Annotated in this window: 16 protein-coding genes; 11 read left to right on the top strand and 5 right to left on the bottom strand. The window is 43.2% G+C overall.

Annotated elements, in window-relative coordinates; all coding sequences use genetic code 11:
- Nucleotides 1-82 precede the first annotated feature (82 nt).
- Together dksA and sfsA are read right to left on the bottom strand one after the other, a co-directional pair.
- Nucleotides 83-532 carry an RNA polymerase-binding protein DksA gene (dksA, locus tag A1QC_RS09965; RefSeq protein WP_017026296.1) on the bottom strand — a complete coding sequence of 150 codons (450 nt, stop codon included), beginning with the start codon at nt 530-532 and terminating at the stop codon, nt 83-85.
- Between the two features lie 134 nt (nt 533-666).
- The gene (sfsA, locus tag A1QC_RS09960; protein WP_017026295.1) at nt 667-1,392 is read right to left on the bottom strand and encodes a DNA/RNA nuclease SfsA; all 726 of its coding nucleotides are present in this window, start codon (nt 1,390-1,392) and stop codon (nt 667-669) included.
- Between the two features lie 114 nt (nt 1,393-1,506).
- On the opposite strand from sfsA, the gene hrpB reads away from it, so the two are divergent.
- The 10 genes from hrpB (at nt 1,507) to A1QC_RS09910 (ending at nt 18,310) form a co-directional block, all read left to right on the top strand.
- Nucleotides 1,507-4,020, top strand: a complete 2,514-nt coding sequence (hrpB, locus tag A1QC_RS09955) for an ATP-dependent helicase HrpB (RefSeq protein WP_017026294.1) — start codon at nt 1,507-1,509, stop codon at nt 4,018-4,020.
- Nucleotides 4,021-4,142: 122 nt separating this feature from the next.
- Nucleotides 4,143-6,512, top strand: coding sequence for a penicillin-binding protein 1B (gene mrcB, locus A1QC_RS09950; RefSeq protein WP_017026293.1), 2,370 nt, complete (start codon nt 4,143-4,145; stop codon nt 6,510-6,512).
- A gap of 187 nt (nt 6,513-6,699) precedes the next feature.
- A complete protein-coding gene (locus A1QC_RS09945) occupies nt 6,700-9,006 on the top strand; it encodes a patatin-like phospholipase family protein (RefSeq protein ID WP_017026292.1) in 2,307 nt (768 codons plus the stop codon).
- 284 nt (nt 9,007-9,290) lie between these two features.
- Complete coding sequence (acnB, locus tag A1QC_RS09940) at nt 9,291-11,888, top strand: bifunctional aconitate hydratase 2/2-methylisocitrate dehydratase (protein ID WP_017026291.1); 2,598 nt, start codon at nt 9,291-9,293, stop codon at nt 11,886-11,888.
- 172 nt (nt 11,889-12,060) lie between these two features.
- The gene (locus A1QC_RS09935; protein ID WP_017026290.1) at nt 12,061-12,423 is read left to right on the top strand and encodes a YacL family protein; all 363 of its coding nucleotides are present in this window, start codon (nt 12,061-12,063) and stop codon (nt 12,421-12,423) included.
- A gap of 182 nt (nt 12,424-12,605) precedes the next feature.
- Complete coding sequence (glnK, locus tag A1QC_RS09930) at nt 12,606-12,944, top strand: P-II family nitrogen regulator (protein ID WP_017026289.1); 339 nt, start codon at nt 12,606-12,608, stop codon at nt 12,942-12,944.
- A gap of 24 nt (nt 12,945-12,968) precedes the next feature.
- The gene (locus tag A1QC_RS09925) at nt 12,969-14,195 is read left to right on the top strand and encodes an ammonium transporter (protein WP_017026288.1); all 1,227 of its coding nucleotides are present in this window, start codon (nt 12,969-12,971) and stop codon (nt 14,193-14,195) included.
- Nucleotides 14,196-14,388: 193 nt separating this feature from the next.
- A complete protein-coding gene (locus A1QC_RS09920) occupies nt 14,389-15,402 on the top strand; it encodes a Fe(3+) ABC transporter substrate-binding protein (protein WP_017026287.1) in 1,014 nt (337 codons plus the stop codon).
- Nucleotides 15,403-15,568: 166 nt separating this feature from the next.
- The gene (locus A1QC_RS09915) at nt 15,569-17,212 is read left to right on the top strand and encodes an ABC transporter permease (RefSeq protein ID WP_017026286.1); all 1,644 of its coding nucleotides are present in this window, start codon (nt 15,569-15,571) and stop codon (nt 17,210-17,212) included.
- Nucleotides 17,213-18,310 (top strand): ABC transporter ATP-binding protein, encoded by a 1,098-nt coding sequence (locus A1QC_RS09910; protein ID WP_017026285.1) that lies wholly within the window; start codon nt 17,213-17,215, stop codon nt 18,308-18,310.
- Between the two features lie 79 nt (nt 18,311-18,389).
- Here A1QC_RS09910 and A1QC_RS09905 read toward each other — a convergent pair whose 3' ends face one another.
- A complete protein-coding gene (locus tag A1QC_RS09905) occupies nt 18,390-18,953 on the bottom strand; it encodes a DJ-1/PfpI family protein (RefSeq protein WP_017026284.1) in 564 nt (187 codons plus the stop codon).
- A 180-nt stretch (nt 18,954-19,133) separates the two neighbouring features.
- Here A1QC_RS09905 and A1QC_RS09900 point away from each other — a divergent pair, with 180 nt between their 5' ends.
- Nucleotides 19,134-19,472 (top strand): HopJ type III effector protein, encoded by a 339-nt coding sequence (locus A1QC_RS09900; protein WP_017026283.1) that lies wholly within the window; start codon nt 19,134-19,136, stop codon nt 19,470-19,472.
- A gap of 103 nt (nt 19,473-19,575) precedes the next feature.
- On the opposite strand, the gene emrD is transcribed toward A1QC_RS09900, so the two are convergent.
- Together emrD and A1QC_RS09890 are read right to left on the bottom strand one after the other, a co-directional pair.
- Nucleotides 19,576-20,781, bottom strand: a complete 1,206-nt coding sequence (gene emrD / locus A1QC_RS09895; RefSeq protein WP_017026282.1) for a multidrug efflux MFS transporter EmrD — start codon at nt 20,779-20,781, stop codon at nt 19,576-19,578.
- Between the two features lie 337 nt (nt 20,782-21,118).
- A partial coding sequence (locus tag A1QC_RS09890; RefSeq protein ID WP_017026281.1) for a phosphoglucomutase/phosphomannomutase family protein occupies nt 21,119-22,397 on the bottom strand: 1,279 nt, incomplete at its 5' end.

Genomic DNA, 22,397 nt, shown 5'->3' with positions numbered 1-22,397 from the left:
TATGGTAAAAAATAAGGTGCGACTCGGCACAAAACCCGACAGGGTATAGACGCTTGTCGGGTTTTTATGCGTGGCTAAGTCCTTAACCTTGCATTTGCTTTTCTTTAAGCTCTGCAAGTGTTTTACAGTCGATACAGAGATCAGCTGTTGGTCTTGCTTCTAAACGGCGAATGCCGATTTCAACGCCACAAGATTCACAGAAACCGAAATCGTCTTCTTCGATTTTCATCAACGTCTTTTCGATTTTTTTGATCAAGCGACGTTCGCGGTCACGGTTACGTAACTCTAAGCTGAACTCTTCTTCTTGTGATGCACGGTCAACCGGATCTGGGAAGTTTGCTGCTTCATCTTTCATGTGGCTCATGGTGCGGCTAACTTCTTCACGAAGTTGGTCACGCCATGCTTTTAGAATTTTTGTAAAGTGAGCCATTTGCTCTGGTGACATGTATTCTTCACCGGCAGTTTCTTGGTATGGCTCAACACCCGCAATGGCTAGAATGCCTAGCGTTTTTTTCTTAATTAGTTCTGGCATACAGCGCTCCTACTTGCTCCCTTTAACCAATGGCTGGTTAATTAAGGGCGGTACATATAGCAGAAAGAATGATCATTGGCAAACAAATAAATTGTCGAATGTGATTTTACATACCAAGATTTTTATTTACAGAATCAATTGTCTATAAATTCAATGGCAGAGGTTAATTGCATTTGTTTTGGTGATATTTCGGCTTGATAGCAGATCACCTCGACCCCAATGTCCTTTGCTTGTTTTAAAAGTTGTGAATAATCCGCATCGATATGGTGTGCGGCAGAGACTTTTTCAATCCCTGTGTGTAAAACAGCGAAAAAAAGTACCGCTCTTTGTCCCGATTTAACCACTTCCATTAATTCCCGCAAGTGTTTTTGGCCTCGTAATGTGACGGCATCAGGGAAATATCCTTGTCCTGTGGTGTTTTTTTCATCTAATAGTGTCACGCTTTTTACTTCAATGTAGCAAGGTGCACGGACAGAAGAGGTACTTTCTAACAAAATGTCGATGCGACTGTTTTCGTTGCCATATTTTACTTCGGTACGTAGAACATCATAGCCTACCAATTCAGAAATGCGTTGCTGATTAATTGCTTCCGCCACTAAACCATTGGCCCGCGCGGTATTAATGCAAATATGATCGCCTTTGCTGTTCACTGAAATCTCCCAACTATTGGGGTATTTTCGTTTGGCATTATCTGAGGTGGAATACCAGATGGTGTTACCGGGTTCTGCGCATCCAGTCATGGCCCCTGTATTGGCACAATGCATGGTTTTTTCCTCACCATTGGGTAGGGTGACATCCGTTAAAAATCGCTTATAGCGTTTTATTAAGGTGGCAGGTTGTAATGGCGGTGAAAAATTCATGTGTTATCCATCTATGTTCAGTAGTTTATTCAGGTAATGCAAAAGGTTGGCTTATATCAATCGCTGTTATTCGGTAGAATTGATTGGTTTTCATCATGACATAAGGACTTTGGATTGTCACAATTGCCGATCATTAGCGTAATGCCTGAATTACTCAGTGCGATAGATAGTCATCAACAAGTGATCTTAAAAGCCGCTCCTGGAGCGGGGAAATCAACTTACCTGCCTTTGCAGATTTTACAAAGCTTGACGGCCTTACACCCAATGAAGAACGGCCAATCCGGGCAAGGCAAGATCATTATGATGGAGCCACGTCGTTTGGCGGCGCGCAATATTGCCTATTATCTAGCAAAGCAGTTGGGCGAGCAGGTGGGTGAAACCGTTGGTTTTCGTATTCGCGGTGAAAGTAAAGTCAGTGCGCAAACTCGTCTAGAAATTGTGACAGAAGGGGTGATGACCCGCATGATCCAATCCGATCCTGAATTAACGGGAGTGGATTTGGTCATTTTTGATGAGTTTCATGAACGTAGTATTCATGCGGATACCGCGTTGGCATTTTGTTTGGAAATCCAGCAAGCATTGCGTGATGATCTGACCTTACTGGTGATGTCTGCCACTCTTGATCAAGAGGCGCTATGTGGTTTATTACCTCAAGCGCATTACGTTGAATCTCAAGGACGTGGCTTTCCAATTGAGTATCACTATACGCCTTTACAAGCCAATCAATATATTGTGTCTCGACTTGCACAAGTGATTCCGCAATGGATGCAAGATGAAGATGGTTCAATGCTGGTTTTCTTACCCGGTGTGGGCGATATCAAACAGCTACATCGGCGCTTAACGGAAGAGTCTACAGTATTGAGTCATAACGTAGATGTTTGTCCTTTGTATGGTCAGCTTGACAATAAAGCCCAGCAAATGGCGATTGCACCAGCGCAACCCGGTCGCCGTAAAATTGTGTTAGCCACTAATATTGCGGAAACTAGTTTGACCATTGAAGGCATTCGCATGGTGGTCGATAGTGGATTAGAACGAACCGCGATATTTGATCCTAAAACAGGCATCACGCGCTTACAGCAAGGTATGATCGCGCAATCTTCTGCCGAGCAACGAGCCGGTCGTGCTGGACGTTTAGAGGCCGGTCTTTGCATTCGTATGTACAGTGAAGAGCACTTAAAACGACAGCCTCTCGTACCGCAAGCTGAAATTCTTCGCAGTGACTTAACCTCATTACAAATGGAATTATTGCAGTGGGGCGCTCAGCAAGCTGATGAGTTAAGCTGGCTTGATCTGCCGCCCGCTCCTCATTTACAACAAGCCAAACAATTATTAACGGAACTCGGTTTACTTCATTCCCAAGGTCAGCTCACGAGCCTTGCGACACAAAGCCAAACATTGGGCGTTGAGCCACGTTACGCCTCGATGTTGCTCCAAGCCAAGAAGTTGGGGGCAAGCTATTTACAAACAGCATTGGCTGCCATTTCTATGCTCGAAGAGCCAGAACGTCATACGCTCGATATCAGCCATGACTGGCACCGTTGGCAACAACAACAGCATACTAAAGTGTCATTACTCAATCGTCGTAGCCAGCATTTAGCTCGATTATGCGGAACGAGTTTTGATGCAAAGCAAGTCGACTCGGAATTATTAGGTTTGTGTCTGTCACTTGCCTTTCCGGATAGAGTTGCGATGCGCCGATCTCAATCAAATGGGCAATATTTGCTGGCGAATGGGCATGGCGCGAGCATGGATGAATCCAATCCTTTATCGAACCAAGAAGGTTTGGTCGTGGTAGATTTAATGCGTCACGCGCAGTCGATGAGCAGCCAAATTTTTCGCGCAATTAAGATTGATTGGTCAACCTTGATTGAGATCCTTCCTGATAAAATTGAAGACAAAGAAGTAGTCCGCTGGGATGACAACAAAGGACAAATGATAGCAGAGCAGCAACAGTGTTTTGGTCAATTGGTGTTGTCGCGACGTCGCTTAACCCAGATCGACCCTAAACTGATCCAAGCGGCTATTTCTGACTATATTCGTCGTAAAGGTTTGTCGGTCTTACCTTGGAGTGAGAGGAGCATTAACTTATTGCAACGTATAAGAAATGCGAGTGAATGGCTGCCAGATAAAGAGTGGCCAGGGGTGAGTGATGACATTCTTTTAGCAAAACTCGAACAATGGCTTGAACCTTTCATGGTAGGAATAGATACCATAAGTAAGATACAAAAGATTGATGTTTACCAAGCATTGAATAGCTATCTTGCTTGGCCTTTGAATCAAGATATAGATGCGTATCTGCCCACGCATTACCAGTTGCCGACCGGAACTCGTAAGGCGATTCGCTATCAGGAAAAATGTGAACCTGTCTTATCCGTTAGGATGCAAGAGGTCTTTGGTGAATCGGACTCTCCTGTGATTGCTCAAGGGCGTAAAAAGTTGGTGTTGGAATTACTTTCACCGGCGCAGCGCCCTTTACAAGTGACACAGGATTTAGCCGGTTTTTGGCAAGGTTCGTACAAAGAAGTACAAAAGGAAATGAAAGGACGCTATCCGAAACATGTTTGGCCTGATGATCCCGCCAATCATGTTGCAACAACCAAAACCAAACGGCACTTTCAGCCTAAATAAGTAAGCGTTAAACGATAATTGAAGATTGATAGCAAGTGCTGTTAATACATAATGGACATTTGTGGCTCAATATTAGCCACAAAAAATAAGCAAAAGGCAAAGCATTGAATACACCAAAACAGATGGCTCCACGGAAAACGCCATCAACTAAGACGACAACTGGCCGTAAAACCTCTGCGTCATCTCCTCGTAAGGCAGGACCTGCTCGCGCACGAAAAGCGCCTGCTGCAAAAAAAACATGGTTAAGAAAAGCATGGAGTCTGGCTTGGAAGCTCGGCTTAGTCTTTTTGGCGTTAATGGTGGCTGCTGGTTTTTATCTTAACGGCGTTGTCACACAACGCTTTGCTGGTCAGTTATTTGAGTTACCGACCGTGGTGTACGCTCGTGTGCTGAACCTAGAGCCGGGCAGTAATGTGACGGTGACAAAATTACGTCAAGAACTCGATGTCTTGAACTATCGCAAAGTTTCTAACCCATCTCGAGCTGGGGAATATTCAGCATCCTCGACCAAAATTGAATTATTCCGACGTCCATTTGAATTTGAAAATGGGCCAGAACCATCACGTCATGTGATGCTTTATTTTGATAATAACGGCTTAAAACGTATTCAATCGTTAGATTCAAAGGCCGATCTTGGCTTTTTGCGTATTGAACCGAAAATGCTTGGAATGTTGGAAGCGAAGAAGGAAGAATCTCGCTTATTCTTAAAACGAGAACAATTTCCAGATGCAATGGTAGAAGCATTATTGTCGACAGAAGACCGTGATTTTTATCAACACGGTGGCGTATCACCGGTAGCCATTGCTCGTGCTTTTGTCGTGAATTTACGCGCGGGGCGCGCGGTACAAGGCGGGAGTACCTTAACTCAACAATTGGCAAAAAACCTGTTTTTAAGCAGCGAAAAAACCTTATGGCGTAAGTTCAAAGAAGCTTATATTGCGATGATCTTAGATTATCGCTTTAGTAAAGATCGCATTCTTGAAGCTTATTTAAATGAAGTGTATTTAGGGCAAAATGGCGGGGAAGCGATCCACGGTTTTGCCTTGGCTTCTCGCTATTATTTTGGTCAACCTTTGCAAGAACTGCGTATTGATCAACTGGCGATGCTGGTGGGTATGGTGAAAGGTCCATCATATTACAACCCTATGCGTCATCCTGAGCGAACTAAAGAACGTCGTGACTTGGTGTTAGAGCTTATGATGAATCAAAATATCTTAACGCCTTCACAGTTAAATGAAGCGGCCAGCCGTAATTTAGATCTGCAGAAAAATCCTCATCTTGGCAAGCGTCAACCAGCTTATTTTGAACAGCTACAACGCGAGTTAAAAGATAAAGTTGGCGATAAGTTTAAGTCAGATATTGGCTTACGTTTATTTACGACCCTTGATCCGGTTTCTCAAACCTATTTAGAAAATGCGGTGAACAAAACCTTACCTCAGTTAGAGCAACGCTCAGGGAAAGGTCTGGAAACAGCTGTTGTCGCGGTTGACCGTCAAACCGGGGAAATCCGTGCGATGATCGGTGGCAGAAAAGTGGGTTACGATGGTTTTAATCGAGCGTTAAGTGCTAGCCGTCAAATTGGTTCATTGGTTAAACCTTCAATTTATTTAACCGCATTAGAGAGCCCAGAAAAATATAATTTGGGCACAACAATTGATGATAAGCCTATTACCTTAACCAATGAGCAAGGTCAAACGTGGTCGCCAAAGAACTTCGACCGAAAGTTCAGTGGTGAAGTGCCTTTGTACAAAGCGATGGCGAAATCGATGAACGTACCCACGGTTAACTTAGGTATGCAGTTAGGCATTCCTGCCGTGGTCGATACATTAAGTAAACTGGGGATAGATAAACAAGAGATCCGCCCTGTACCGTCGATGTTTTTGGGATCGTTTTCCTTAACGCCGTATCAAGTGTCACAAATGTTCCAGACGATAACCAATTCAGGTAAACGTGCGCCTTTAACCGCGTTGCGTACCGTGATGGATGTGGATGGCAACGTGTTGTATGAAAGTATTCCAAAAGCTTCACAACAAGTACCGCAGCAAGCCGCATGGCTTACGACGTATATTATGAAAAAAGTGGTGACCGAAGGAACGAGCCGCGCTTTACAATCTAATTATGGTTGGGCAACGCTTGCAGCAAAAACAGGTACCAGTAATGACAGCCGTGATAGCTGGTTTGTTGGGGTTGATGGCCGTGAAGTCGTGACGATTTGGACCGGGCGAGATGATAATAAACCAACCAAACTGACAGGGGCGAGCGGTTCTTTACGCACTTACGCAAATTACTTAGCACAACGTGCACCAGAGCGTTTAACGTTGCCTTGGCCAAGTAAAATAGTCACCACACATTTTGATCAAACCCAAGCTGGAGGCTATGAAGCGGATTGTTCAGGTAATATTGATTTGCCTCAATGGGATATCAATGGGAATTTAAAAGACGCATGTAAAAACAATCCTAAACGTTGGTTGAAATCGTTATTTGATTTTTAGTCATCGCTTTCACCCCATTTTCAATGTATTTTCAGTTAATTGGGTGAATTAATGATAATTATTGTTTAATAAGCAGTGCGTTAGTCTAAGCTTGCTTTAAATCAGCGCCAAAAAATCTTCTCAGTGACTAATCCACTTTGGATGAAAGAGAAGTTAAATGATGAGATAAGGATATCGATTGTTGAACATGCACCGTTTATTGTTGGGAGTGTTGCTGCTCCCTTTTGTTGCCGCTATTCCAGAAGTTGAAGCAAGGGAAACGTTGCCAGATGGGTCGACTCGTCCGACTATCGCCGTCGTCTTAGCTGGTGGTGGTGCCAAAGGCGCTGCGCATATTGGTGTATTGCAAGCGCTAGAAGAGATGAAAATCCCTGTTGATATTGTGACAGGCACCAGCATGGGTTCCTATGTTGGCGGCTTGTATGCCTTAGGGATGAGTGCACAAGAAATCGAAGATACCGTTAATAGTATTGATTGGAATACGGGCTATAACGATCGAGTTAGCCGAAGCGAGCGTCGCGTTCGTGATAAAGAGTACGATGATCGCTATCAACTGCATACCGATCTTGGCTTAAGGTGGTTGGAGGTTAAGGTTCCCAAAGGTGTGGTGCAAGGGCAAAATATGCTGCACATTTTGCGCCAAAGTACGGGCAACCTACCTGCGTTTGAATCTTTCGATGAGCTTCCCATTCCTTATCGCGCTGTCGCAACTGATATTGTTCATTTAAAGCCAGTGGTATTGAAAGACGGTGAGTTAGTCGACGCTATGATGGCCAGTATGTCGGTACCAGGGGCGCTGCCGCCATACAATTACAATGGCATGTTGCTGGTGGATGGTGGCGTTACCGATAACATGCCGGTTGAATTGGCGCGTTCTATGGGCGCAGATATCGTAATTGCGGTTGATATCAGTACGGATTATAAAACCGCTGAACAACTGAGCACTTTTTTAAGTGTCGGCGATCAACTGTCTAATTATTTAGTGCGTCGTAGTACTCAAGAACAATCGGCATTATTGAAAAATACAGATGTATTGCTGCATCCTGCGGTTGGCAAGATGAGCACCACAGATTTTGCGAAAATGCCAGAAGCTTATGATCTCGGTTATCAATCTGCGGTATTGCAACAAGATGAATTGCATCGTTACTCCGTCAGTGAAGCAACGTATTTGAATTATCAAAAGCGTAAAAAAGCTCGCCGTTCCGAGTTTAAAAGTGGCGCCGATCTGACCATTAATCAAATTACGATCAACAACAACAGTCATTACAATGAAAAGCTGTTGCAACATCGTTTGGATATTCATACCGGTCAGAAGTACACCAGCGAAGAAATCGAACAAAGAGTGCGTGATTTATACGCTTTAGATCGCTTTGAACGTGTCTCTTATGAATATCAAAATAATGATGATGGTACTGCAAACCTAACTGTGGATGTGGATGAAAAAGAATGGGGGCCGAATTATCTCGATTTTCGTTTTTTCATGGAAGACAACTTTCGTAATTCCAGTAAATACTCGATAGGTTTTACCAGTAATTTTACCGACCTGAGTGATAATGGCGCCGAACTTAGAACCAACTTTGAAATAGGTTCAGATAAGCTTTTAGGGGTGGAGCTTTATATCCCGATGACCTATGATCAAACTCTTTTCTTTGTCGCATCGGGCACTTATAGCGATGAAAAGTCCAATCTATTTATTTCTGAAAGTCTTGAAAGAGATATTGATGGCAATATAAATACGCAGTTATCAGATACCGAAAATTCATTGCCTGTCGATTATGTGAAATGGATAGGTGATATTGCGTTTGGTTTACAACCAGCCTTATGGCAAGAGTTTCGTGTTGGTCTTCGTTATACCGACGGTAAAACGAGTTTGACCGGTTTACCCTCTTTTGGTGAAACGGATTATACCCGTCAAGGCGCTTATCTGAGCTATCGATTTGATACCTTAGATGATATTAGTTTCCCTACAAAAGGTTTTTTTGTCGATTTTGAATATCTGTTATCAAAAGATACTACAACTGATGATAGCGGTAGTGCACAAGATGATACTGTATCGGAAGTCACATCTAGAGTGATGGCAGCACAAAGCATAGGTAAACATTCTTTAGTGGGACAAATTGATTACGGCATCGTTGATAGTGAGAACTCATTTGTACCGATTGATCCAAAAGAATTAGGCGGGTTTTTAAATTTATCTGGCATACCAAGAGACAGTTTATCTGGGCGAAATAAAGCCTTCAGTAGTTTGGTGTATCGTTATAAATGGTTTGATAATGACTTTGGGCTGTTTAAATCTCCAGTTTATCTCGGCGCCTCACTGGAGTATGGCGGGGTGTGGTCTGGCACTAATAAAAAATGGGATAAGGATTCAATGTATTTGGCCGGCTCGATGTTTACTGGGGTCGATTCGCCATTGGGGCCAATTATCCTTGCGTATGGACAAACTGAGGAGCAGTATAAGTCACTCTATTTGATTGTAGGTTCGACATTTTAATATCGATGTCTGCCTTTGCTAGACGAACAATCTGTGAATTGCCAATTAAAGTGTAGGATTTCACAACTTTAATTCGCAGTTTGCTAGGTTGGTCAAACTCGCAAGATTTTAATTTTTCATTAAATTTGTTATTCTTTAACCCATATTTTGGCTCCGACCGTATTCGATTATTAAGAATCAGCCATCACACTAGTTCCTAATGAAAATGGGCAGGAAGCCAAGTTTCCAAGGATGTTTCCCCTTAATCTTATCAAAAGGGTAAACCGCAATGAGAGGAATAAGTCGTGCTTGAAGCCTACCGTAAACACGTCGCAGAGCGTGCCGCTGAAGGAATTGTCGCAAAACCTTTAGACGCAGAGCAGGTTGCTGCTTTGGTAGAACTGCTAAAAAATCCACCTAAAGGTGAAGAAGAGTTTATTCTTGACCTACTTATCAACCGAATTCCACCTGGTGTAGATGAAGCCGCTTATGTGAAAGCTGGGTTCTTAACGGCTGTTGCAAAAAGTGAGTGTGAATCACCACTAGTGAGCCGTGAAAAAGCAGCTGAACTGCTTGGCACCATGCAAGGTGGTTATAACATTGAACCACTAATTAGCTTTTTAGATGATGATTTACTTGCACCGATTGCAGTAGAAGCTTTATCCCATACGTTACTGATGTTTGATTCTTTCCATGATGTTGAAGAAAAAGCCAAAGCAGGTAATGCTTCTGCGCAGCAAGTGCTTCAATCGTGGGCAGATGCGGATTGGTTCTTGAAAAAACCGCAAACTGCAGACAAGGTAACGCTAACTGTCTTTAAAGTGACAGGCGAAACCAATACCGACGATTTATCTCCCGCTCCAGACGCATGGTCTCGTCCTGACATCCCACTTCACGCTTTAGCTATGCTAAAAAATGCACGTGAAGGGATTGAACCTGATGATGCTGGTAACATCGGCCCAATCAAACAAATTGAAGCTCTGAAAGAAAAAGGCCATCAATTAGTTTACGTTGGTGATGTTGTGGGTACCGGTTCTTCTCGTAAATCAGCGACTAACTCAGTGCTTTGGTTTATGGGTGATGACATTCCATTCGTACCAAACAAACGTGCGGGTGGTTTCTGTCTTGGTGGTAAAATTGCTCCTATCTTCTTTAACACAATGGAAGATGCAGGTGCGCTGCCAATCGAACTTGATGTGTCTAAAATGAACATGGGTGACGTGATTGATATTTATCCTCACGAAGGAAAAGTATGCACACACGGCACTGATGACGTTATCTCTACATTCAAATTAAAAACCGACGTCCTTTATGATGAAGTTCGTGCTGGTGGTCGTATTCCATTGATCATTGGTCGTGGCTTGACGGATCGCGCTCGTACTTCTCTCGGTCTTGAGCCTTCAGAAGTCTTCCGTCGTCCAGTTCCTGTAGTGGATTCTGGTAAAGGTTTCACCCTTGCTCAGAAAATGGTGGGTAAAGCGTGTGGTGTTGCTGGCGTTCGTCCAGACACTTACTGTGAACCAAAAATGACCACAGTAGGATCGCAAGATACCACTGGCCCAATGACGCGTGATGAACTGAAAGACTTAGCTTGTCTTGGTTTCTCTGCTGATTTAACCATGCAGTCTTTCTGTCATACTTCGGCTTACCCGAAACCAATTGATGTAAACACTCACCATACACTTCCTGATTTCATTATGAATCGTGGTGGTGTGTCACTTCGCCCAGGCGATGGTGTGATTCACTCATGGTTAAACCGTATGCTTCTTCCTGATACCGTTGGTACGGGTGGTGATTCACATACACGTTTCCCATTAGGCATTTCATTCCCAGCGGGTTCTGGCTTGGTCGCGTTTGCTGCGGCAACAGGCGTAATGCCATTGGATATGCCTGAATCAATCTTGGTTCGCTTTAAAGGTGAAATGCAACCGGGTATCACACTGCGTGATCTTGTGCATGCCATTCCTTATGTTGCGATTCAAAAAGGATTATTAACGGTTGCTAAAGCCGGTAAGATCAATGAATTCTCTGGTCGTATCCTTGAGATTGAAGGGGTTGAGCACTTATCTGTTGAGCAAGCGTTTGAGTTATCAGATGCGTCAGCAGAACGTTCAGCTGCCGGTTGTACGGTTAAGCTTTCAGAAGAATCAATTTCTGAATACTTAAACTCTAACATCGTGATGCTGAAGTGGATGATCTCGGAAGGTTATGGCGATCGCCGTACTATCGAGCGCCGTATTAATGCCATGCAAGAGTGGTTAGCGAATCCTGAGTTAATGACCGCGGATAAAGACGCTGAATACGCGCATGTGATTGAGATCGATTTGGCCGATATTAAAGAACCCGTTCTTTGTGCACCAAACGATCCAGATGATGCTCGTCTGCTTTCTGAAGTGCAAGGCACAAAAATTGATGAAGTGTTCATCGGTTCTTGTATGACCAACATTGGTCACTTCCGTGCGGCAGGTAAACTGCTTGAGAAGCACAAAGGATCGCTGGATACGCGCCTTTGGGTTGCACCACCAACTAAGATGGATCGCGATCAGCTGACAGAAGAAGGTTACTACGGCATCTTTGGCCGCGCGGGGGTTCGTATCGAAACTCCGGGGTGTTCATTATGTATGGGTAACCAAGCACGAGTTGAAGATAATTCAACAGTAATGTCGACCTCTACACGTAACTTCCCGAACCGTTTAGGTACAGGCGCTAACGTGTACTTAGCTTCGGCTGAATTGTCGGCAGTAGGTGCAATCTTAGGTCGTATTCCTACTATGGCAGAGTACATGCAGTACGCGGATCAAATTAACGCGACCGCAGCAGATACCTATCGTTACCTGAACTTCCATAATATGGAACATTACACTAAGAAAGCCGATACCGTTATTTTCCAAGAACCTGCATAAGGTTGACACGCTTAGCCTAATGGCAATAAGTGTGTGATGGACAATAAGTAATAGCAAAGCCGCTGATGATTCAGCGGCTTTTTTGTTTGTTAGAAAATAAATCAAACTTAAGCAACATTGGCTAAAACCAAGTAAACTTCATTTATCATCCAATAAAAAATAATGATGTATTATGGACTTTGAATTTAAGAAAAACACGTTAGATGGCAGCTATCGAGTGGTGTTCTCATCTGGACATGAAGCGATTGGCCATTGGCTAATTGAAGAGATTGGCAGTGACCTTGCTAAGCTTGATCAAGTGATGCAACAAATTGGTGCGCAAAAAAATATCAATCAAGAATGGCAGTTACTTGGGCAAGATTGGAGCTTATTCATTGAGCAAAATGAAATTCACATTAGTTCTAACCATTTGTTAAGTATGGAAGAAGATGATCTTGATGATGATCTATCTGCCTACGAAGAAGAGAGTGAATCATGGTGCGGTATTGAAGATTTTCAACAAGTATTGCTTTCTTGGCGTGCATTTGTAAATTGATTTCCCTTTTCTGACCCCTCTGCTTTTTATTAGTGAATCTGATGCACCTTCTTGGTGCGTTAAAAATCCTATCAATCAAACCTAACCAGGCTAATCCCTTTGTTTATAAGGCATTAAAAAGTTGGCACGTAACTTGATTACTCTTTTAATGTAGACAGAATTCATCATTACGAGGGAATGCAATGAAACTTATTAATGCCATTATTAAACCATTTAAATTGGACGATGTCCGCGAAGCACTTGCGGATGTGGGTATCGAAGGGATGACCGTCTCTGAAGTCAAAGGATTTGGACGCCAGAAAGGCCACACTGAACTGTACCGTGGTGCAGAATACCAAGTCGACTTCCTACCTAAAGTGAAAATCGAAATTGCGACACAAAGTGACAATGTGGATCGTGTGATTGAAGCGATCACCAAAGCGGCGCAAACCGGAAAAATTGGTGACGGTAAAATCTTTGTCTTTGATTTGCAACAAGCTGTCCGTATTCGTACGGGTGAAATGGATGACGAAGCACTTTAAGCGAAGGGATTGGAGAAAAATTATATGGAAATTACAGAAATGACAGAAATCAAATACGCTTTAGATACCTTCTTTTTATTGATATCTGGTGCGCTAGTCATGTGGATGGCCGCAGGTTTTGCAATGCTTGAAGCGGGTCTTGTACGTTCAAAAAACACAACGGAAATTTTAACTAAGAACTTTGTTTTGTTTGCAGTTGCTTGCACCATGTTCTTATTTGTTGGTTACAACATCATGTATGTTGGTAACGATGAAGGCGGTTTCTTACCTTCTTTTGGCGCTTTGATTGGCACACAAGCCGATGATGCTTCTCACTCTTTGGGATCAGATTTCTTCTTCCAAGTTGTGTTTGTTGCAACAGCAATGTCAGTGGTTTCTGGCGCTGTTGCTGAGCGCATGAAGCTTTCAACATTCTTGATTTTTGCCATTGTTCTAACAGGCTTTATTTACCCGATTGAAGGTTATTGGACGTGGGGTGGTGGTTTCTTATCAGCCGCTGGTTTTAGTGACTTTGCAGGTTCAGGTATTGTTCACTTAGCTGGTGCCGCAGCTGCATTAGCGGGCGTATTATTACTTGGTGCTCGTAAAGGTAAATACGGTAAAAATGGTGAAGTTCACCCAATCCAAGGTTCAAATATGCCTTTAGCAACATTGGGTACATTTATCTTATGGTTTGGTTGGTTTGGCTTTAACGGTGGTTCACAACTTGCACTTTCTTCTGCTGATGATGCAACCGCGATTGGTGAAGTCTTCCTTAATACCAATGCAGCAGCAGCAGCAGGTGCGATTGCTTCTTTAATCACAGTCAAGCTTATTTGGGGCAAAGCTGATTTAACGATGATTCTTAACGGTGCATTAGCAGGTCTTGTCGCGATTACCGCTGACCCTGCGTCGCCATCTCCTGTTATGTCAGTGGTTATCGGTGCGATTGCTGGTGTGTTAGTTATCTTCAGTATCTTGTTCTTTGATAAAGTTAAGATTGATGATCCAGTGGGTGCAATTTCAGTGCACGGTGTGTGTGGTATCTTTGGTCTACTGATGGTTCCTGTAAGCAACTCAGATGCGACATTTGGTGCTCAAATTTACGGTGCAGTTGTTATCTTTGCTTGGGTATTCGGTGCAAGTTTAGTGGTGTGGTCAATCCTAAAAGCGACTATGGGTATTCGTGTTACCGAAGAAGAAGAGCTTGAAGGCATGGACATGCACGACTGTGGTGTTGCCGCTTATCCAGAGTTCACTTCAAACAAATAATATCAAATGAAGGAATAAGATTAGAGAGATAAGACTATTCCTTCAAAGTTTATACTTTGTTACAAAGCCCTGCTTATTTAAGTGGGGCTTTTTACTTTTTCTTGAACTAAGAGGATTGAGAAAAAGTGATAGCTCTATATAATAACCACATTGATAATTGTTATCATTTGTATTTCTATAAGGGACTGTACCAATGAAAAAGCTACTTCTTGCTTCTGTATTTGCTGCTTCTACTTTTTCTCCAGTGTTGATGGCTGCAGAAGAAGTGAATGTTTATTCTTACCGCCAACCTTTTCTTGTTGAACCTATGCTAAAAGAGTTCACCAAAGAAACAGGTATTAAAGTGAATGTTAAATTTGCTAAAGATGGCTTAGCAGAAAAATTAGTTCAAGAAGGCGAATACAGCCCTGCCGATGTGGTTTTGACTGTTGATATCAGCCGCTTAGCTGAGTTAACGGATAAAGATGTAGTTCAAGCAGTAAATAGTGATGTTATTAATGGCAACATTCCTGCTCAGTATCGTGATAAAGAAGGTGAGTGGTTTGGTGTGACTACACGTGCTCGCGCGGTCTATTCATCAAAGGATCGTGTTGGTAAATTGCCTGCTTCTTTTGATTACATGGATCTTGCAAAACCGGAATACAAAGGAAAAATTTGTACTCGCCCAGGTAAGCACCCATATAACGTATCATTGGTTTCAGCGATGATTGCTCATCACGGTGAAGCGGATACTAAGCAATGGTTAGAAGGTTTGAAAGCGAACCTAGCACGTAAACCTCAAGGTAGTGACCGTGGCCAAGTACAAGCGATTAAAGAAGGCCTATGTGATTACTCTTTAGGTAACAGCTACTACTTCGGTCAAATGATTAATGATAAAGAGCAAAAAGCATGGGCTGATGCCGTTTACATTAACTTCCCAGGCCAAGAAGCGTTTGGTACTCACGTAAACATCAGCGGCATGGCGATGGCCAAATACGCACCAAATAAAGATAATGCGCTTAAATTAATGGAGTTCTTATCTGGTGATGTTGCACAAAAAATGTATGCTGAAGATAACTTTGAATCACCAGTAAAACCAGGTGTTGCTCCGTCTGAATTAGTGGCATCATGGGGTGAATATAAAGCGGATACTTTATCGTTAGATGAAATTGCAGCGCATCACGAAGCAGCAGTTAAGTTGTTGGATGAAGTTAAATTCGACCTGTAATATACCTTTTATTACTGATTGAATTTTAAGGGAGGCTTCGGCTTCCCTTTTGTCGTTTTTACTTTATCGCTATTTAATTCGAGATGATTTCATCTTATATGTGTTAAATTCACCCTTAGTATTCTTACTTTACATAATTTATTGATTTAAGCGTTAAGTGGTCGCAATGAAAGAAAAATATTCATCTTGGAAGATCAGTAGTTGGAGCATGGCTGCACTGCTGATTTTGTCGATCTTGGCAATTTTTTACACCGCCATAGGGGAGAGCGACGAATTGTTTGCTCACCTATTTTCGACGGTCTTGCCTACTTACACGCTCAATACGATTTTATTGGTCTCTGGCACCATGTTGCTGGCTTTAATTTTTGGTCTGCCGAGTGCGTGGTTGATGGCGATGTGCCGTTTGCCCGGAGAGAAAGTGCTGCAATGGGCTTTGGTGTTGCCATTGGCTATGCCCGGTTATATTGTTGGGTATATTTATACTGACTGGTTTGATTTTGCCGGCCCAATCCAAATATGGCTACGCAATACCTTTCATCTTACGCCTCAAGATTATTGGTTTCCTGATATTCGTACCTTGCCCGGTGCGATGACCGTACTTGCTCTGGTGCTATATCCTTATGTGTATCTGCTTGCTCGTTCTGCTTTTATGGAGCAAAGCACTTCTCTTTTGCAATCGGCTCGTTTATTAAAATGCACCCCATGGCAAAGCTTTTACCGTGTTTCTATGCCACTCGCTCGCCCCGCGATTGCGGTCGGTTTGTCTTTAGTTGCGATGGAAACCTTAGGTGATTTTGGGACGGTGAGCTATTTTGCCGTGAGTACGTTAACCACCGCGGTGTACGATACTTGGCTTGGCTATTCGAACTTAACGGCTGCGGCTAAAATTTCTGCCATCATGCTGTTGGTGGTGATTTTACTGCTGAGTGCTGAGCGTTATAGCCGCCGCAAACAAAAGCATTTCCAAGCACAATTTTCTAGCCATGAAGATAATCGATATGCGTTATCGGGGTGGCAGAAGTGGCTGTCTCTTGCATGGTGCTGGGGCTTAGTGTTCGCTGGCTTTTTATTGCCGTTAATGCAATTGGTGAGCTATGCTTCGCGATACTTTTCAAAGAGTTGGACTGTTGAGTTTAAAGCTTATTCTATCAATAGCTTACAAGTATCTTTAAGTGTTGCGGCAGTGTGTGTTGTGTTGGCATTGGTGGTGAATTTTTATCGCCGTTTAGTCACGCAAGGTGGTGAGGCTCGAGGGAGTTTGAGCCATATGCCAATGCGCCTGTCTTCTTTGGGGTATGCGGTTCCTGGCACGGTATTGGCGATAGGTATTATGGTGGCGGTCTTAACTTTAGATCACACGGTTAATGACATTGCGAAATGGATGGATTGGGGACGACCGGGACTGATTTTTTCGGGTACTATGTTTGCTTTAATTTTTGCCTTAACAGTACGCTTTGCTGCCGTGGCTGTGGGCAGCATTGAAAGTGGCTTGAGTAAGGTCTCTCCAAGTCTCGATATGGCCGCTCGAACTATGGGCTGCACATCGAGCAACATGTTAAAGCGTGTACATTTTCCGTTGGTGATGCGTGGCGCTTTGATTGCGGGATTATTAGTGTTTATTGAATCAATGAAAGAGTTGAATGCCTCGATTTTACTGCGCCCGTTTAATTTTGAAACTCTCGCCACTTACGTTTATAACTTTGTTTCTGATCAGCAATTAGAGCTGGCCGCTTTACCTGCCATATTGTTGGTATTAGTTGGGTTAGTGCCACTTATTGTTGTGAATCGTTCTTTAGAAAAGGTGCATTAAATGACGTTGCATACTCATTCCATTTCTCCTGATCCGTCTTCTGACAAGACTGCGTTGAAGATTGATCATTTAACCTGTCGTTATGCTACTGGGCACGGCTCGGCGAAGGGGCAATCTGCACCGGTTTTAGAGAACTTGAGCTTATCAGTACAACAAGGGGAAATCGTCTGTTTACTCGGTGCGAGTGGCTGCGGAAAAACCACCTTATTAAAAGCGATTGCGGGTTTGTTGCCCTTGTCTTCAGGCGAAATGGTGCTAAACCAAAAAGTGATTGACGATGGTGAAAATTGGTTACCTCCAGAGCAACGTAATATTGGATTAATCTTTCAAGACTATGCTTTATTTCCACACCTCACGGTAGCTGAAAATGTGGCTTTTGGTTTACAAGATAAGAGCAAAGATCAACAACAAACCATCATTGAAAGCATGTTAGAGCTGGTGCATTTAACGGGGCTTGGGGATCGTTACCCTCATCAGTTGTCCGGTGGGCAACAGCAACGTGTCGCGATAGCGCGCTCATTAGCTTGTCAGCCAGACTTATTATTATTGGATGAACCTTTCTCAAACATTGATACTCAAGTTCGCCATGAACTGATCCGTGATATTCGTAAGATCTTTAAGCAACAAGGTGTGACGGCTATTTTTGTGACGCATTCACGAGAAGAAGCGTTCGCATTCTCTGACAAAATGGCGGTGATGAACCATGGTGTGATTGAGCAATTTGGCTCCGCCGCGCAGCTTTATTATCACCCTTCGAGTAAGTTTGTCGCTAACTTCCTTGGTGGTGGCTGTTATTTACCTGCAGAGAAATTATCCGATGACACTTTTGATACGGTACTCGGGATATTAACCATTACTGCAAAAAATGAAATTCAGATCAGCCAAGCCTGCGAGATTTTATTACGGCCTCAACAGGTGTTATTACATCCTGATGACAGTAGCGAAATCCACGTGATCGAGCAGCAATTTATGGGCGATCATTGTCGTTATGTGATTGATATTCAAGGTGTGCATTTACTGGCGCAATGTAACGCTCCTTTAGACGTAGGGCAAACGGTCCGTGTTGATATTGTCAGCGAAGGCGCATTGGTTTTTTAAGGTATTAAACTCGCAGAGAAGACATTCAAAGCGCAGATCTACATCTGCGCTTTTTTGTGTTTAATAAATGGTGGTTTGATTATTCGCCTAGTAGTTTATTAAATTGTGCAAGCCATGCAGGGTGAGCGGGCCAAGCAGGAGCCGTGACAAAATGACCGTCCGTAATGGCATCGGTGACGTCGATCTCGGCGTATTGCGCACCGGCAAGTTGCACTTCTGGCGCGCATGCAGGATAGGCTGAAATCTTTTTACCTTCGATAACGTTTGCTGCAGCAAGCAGTTGGGCACCATGACAAACCGCGGCAATGGGTTTATTCGCTTGAGAAAAATGCTGAACTAGGGCAATGACTTTTGGGTTGAGCCTGAGATACTCAGGTGCGCGTCCACCGGGGATCAAGAGCGCATCAAACTCTTCGCCATTAATGTCTGAGAAATTGGCGTTAAGGGCAAATAAATGCCCGGGCTTTTCGGTATAGGTTTGATCGCCTTCAAAATCATGGATAGCGGTTTTAATCGTATCACCAGATTGCTTGTCAGGACAGATGACGCTCACAGAGTGACCGACCATTTTCAGCGCTTGAAACGGCACCATTAATTCGTAATCTTCAACAAAATCACCTGCGATAATTAATACTTTTGCCATCGTTTGTATCCTTTCAGTAGATAGGGGAAATACAGTTACTTAAGTATCAATCTTAGTTGCTATTTATCTTGTTGGTGTATGAATTTATTACGACATTAGTCGGATAAATGGCAAATCGTTTGACTTGGAATGAAGGCTTATCTCCCTTACACTGGCACAATAGTTAAAAAGGAGAAAATGATGGAATTAACGGAATTTTTGCACCAAGTTACCACTGAGCCACTGTCGGTTGAATTTGAACAAACGATTGCTGTGATTGATGCTTGTTTTACTTTCACCCCGACGGCATTCACTAATGGCGATGTGAAAAATGAGGCAGGGCAAAATAATGGATCATGCAAAATCTTTGCGTTTGCCCAAATGCATAATTTAACTGAAGCGCAAACCTTGGCTTGTTTCGGCAAGTTCTATCGACAAGATGTGCTTGAACATCCTGAAAATGACGATCATCAAAATATTCGTAATTTCATTACTCATGGCTGGCAAGGTGTTCATTTCTCATCGCCTGCATTATCTTAGCAACCAGCGATTATTCCCTTCATAAAATAAAGCCGCAATAGATTATGGGGTCACTTCATTACTCTGCTGCGGCTTTATTATTTTTGTTATGTGAGCAGAGGCTTTACAGCGTACTGCCCAGAGCATCTGGCGACATTGGTGTTTTATTCACTCGGTACAAGCCCATCACGGCTAATAAAGACATGGCTAACATTAATGCGCCCAGTGGCAATTGGTTTTGTGCTGGCATCATTGCAGCAACTAAAGTGGCTAAGCCTGCCCCAAAGTTTTGTATACCGCCGAGTAAGGCTCCCGCTGTCCCTGCATGGTGAGGGAATGGTGAAATGGCACCTGTCGTAGCCGCAGGAAACAACACTCCAGCCCCTAAGAAATAGATAGTTGCACCGCCCACTAAACTTACGGCATTGGTGTAACCAAATACGCCCGGAATAAAAATCACTAATGAGCCAATCGCGATTGCGACCAAACCAAAGTTTAATGCACGCTTTTCAGAGTGACGTGACGCAATCCAGCTCGACATTGCCGCGCCCAATAAGTAGCCCGGAATTGGCACAATAAACAATAAACTTACGGTAGTGGCTGGAAGTTTTAATTTACCGCCCAGTAATACACCTGCAGCGGCTTCAAATAATGCGACTCCGGCAAAGGTCGCGACAAGGCAAAGTAAATAGCCTTGGAATTGACGATTACCAAATACATAGCGATAGCTGGTGGCTACTGAATCGTAACGGCGCTTGGCTTTCGGTAAGGTTTCCGTCATGTGAGTAAACATGATGATGGTGACACCAATACTGAAGAGCGCTAAAAATAAGTAGCTGCTACGCCAGTGAAATGCTTCGGTTAAATAGCCACCCATCAAAGGAGCCATTAATGGTGAGAACATTAAACACATGCTGATCAAGCTATTTACTTTATGCAATTCTGAGCCAGAAAAACAATCCCGGCTCAGCGTTCGAGCCATTGCGCCACCACAGCCAATACCCATACCTTGAATGAAGCTTGCCACAAGGAATAAAGTGAAGCTGTGCGCAAATAACGCCGCAATTGAACCGACAATATAGATCATCAAACCTGTCAGAATGATAGGGCGGCGGCCTAAACGATCCGATAATGGACCATAAATAAATTGTGATAATCCATAAGGGATCAAGTAGCAAGCCATCACTGCTTGCATAGATGCCGCAGAGACCTGAAATTCATGTGCCATGTAGCCCATAGAAGGCACGTACATGGTTTGCGTCATTTGCCCAACTGCTGCCAAAATAGCAATCAAGAAGGTTAGTTTGATAAAACTAAGAGGCGCAGACATGCATTTTCTCCAATGAAAAATGAGTAACTATTGATAATGAAAATGGTTCGAATGAGTGACCATAATAATGGCGGGGATATTAGTGCGAAGGCGACATCTCAGCAATAAAAATGTGATCAATTTAGCAAGATGAAAATCAATGGAAAGGATTAGTTTTTCTAATGATAAAAAGGTTGCTTCACTGCTTGAACTCTTCGCTGTTCGATAAGCTATTTTTTCTTTTTCAAATCACGAGAAGCGTAGCACCCAATAGACGAGCAATAAAAAAGAGACCGTAGCTCTCACCACGATCTCTTCTAAATTTTGACACTAGAGGTAGAGACTAGCTCCCTTTCATTTATAACGCCAAAAATGCTTTCATTTGAGCAACCACTCTTTCGGCGGTTGCTTGGTCTTCCATTTCAGAGAAAATTCGCAGTAAAGGCTCAGTACCAGAGAATCGAGCAATTACCCAGCCGCCATTGCGGAAGTAGACTTTTGCGCCATCTTCATAACTGATGCGCTCAACGTCATACTCAAATTCCGGCATTAACTTTTCAACATAAATCTTATTGTAAATGGCTTCTTTTTGCGCAGGTTTAAAGGTGCAATCACCTTCTGCGGTATAGGCATAACCATATTTACTGTAAATTTCATCGAGCATTTCCGATAGTTTTTTACCGGTTACGCTGATCATTTCAACTAATAGGGTGGATGCAAAAACACCATCTTTACCTTTAATGTGCCCACGGATGGTTAAACCACCAGAGCTTTCACCGCCAATTAAAGAATCATCGGCTTCCATCTGGCTACTAATGTGTTTAAAGCCTACAGGAACCTCAAAGCTTTTTTCACCGTGATCGGCTGCGACTTTATCCAACAGATGAGTGGTGGCGATGTTACGAACCACGGAGCCTTTCCAGCCTTTGTATTCCAACATGTAGTAATACAGTAGAAGTAGCACTTCATTTGGGTGAATAAAGTGGCCTTTTTCATCGATGATACCCAAGCGATCCGCGTCGCCATCCGTACCAATACCGATGTCGTAACCTTCTGCCGCCACTAAGTGTTTTAAGCGGTATAAGGTAGCAGCGTTTGGTGATGGCATTAAGCCGCCAAAGGATGGGTTTTCACCATCGTTGATCACATCCACATCACAGCGACCATTGATCAGCACCGTTTGCAGGGCATTTTTTGCCACACCAAACATAGGATCGATAAGCACACGTAAATTGGCTTTCTTGATCGATTCCATATCAATGAAGTTAATGATGGAGTCGACAAATTCGTTCATTGGGTTAATGATTTCGATGCTGCCACTGTCTAGCGCATCATCAAAATCGACTAACTGAACATCCGATTCTTTGAGTTCGGCAATTTGAGATTCGATCTTTTGTGTGATCACTTCATCGGCATCGCGTCCACCTTGAATGAACACTTTAATGCCATTGTAATCGGCAGGGTTGTGCGAGGCGGTAATGCAGGCTGAATAATGACAGTTCATTTCTTTTGCTTTGAACATCACAATCGGCGTTGGTACAAAGCGGTTAATAAAACTCACTTTTACCCCATTGGCGGCTAAGACTTCAGCAAACCATTTCGCGGCTTTGTCAGATAAAAAGCGGCGGTCATAGCCA

This window comes from Vibrio rumoiensis 1S-45 (assembly GCF_000286955.2).
Lineage (GTDB): Bacteria > Pseudomonadota > Gammaproteobacteria > Enterobacterales > Vibrionaceae > Vibrio > Vibrio rumoiensis_A.
Note: the sequence above shows the minus strand (reverse complement) of the source record. Positions and strands in the feature narration are given on the sequence as shown.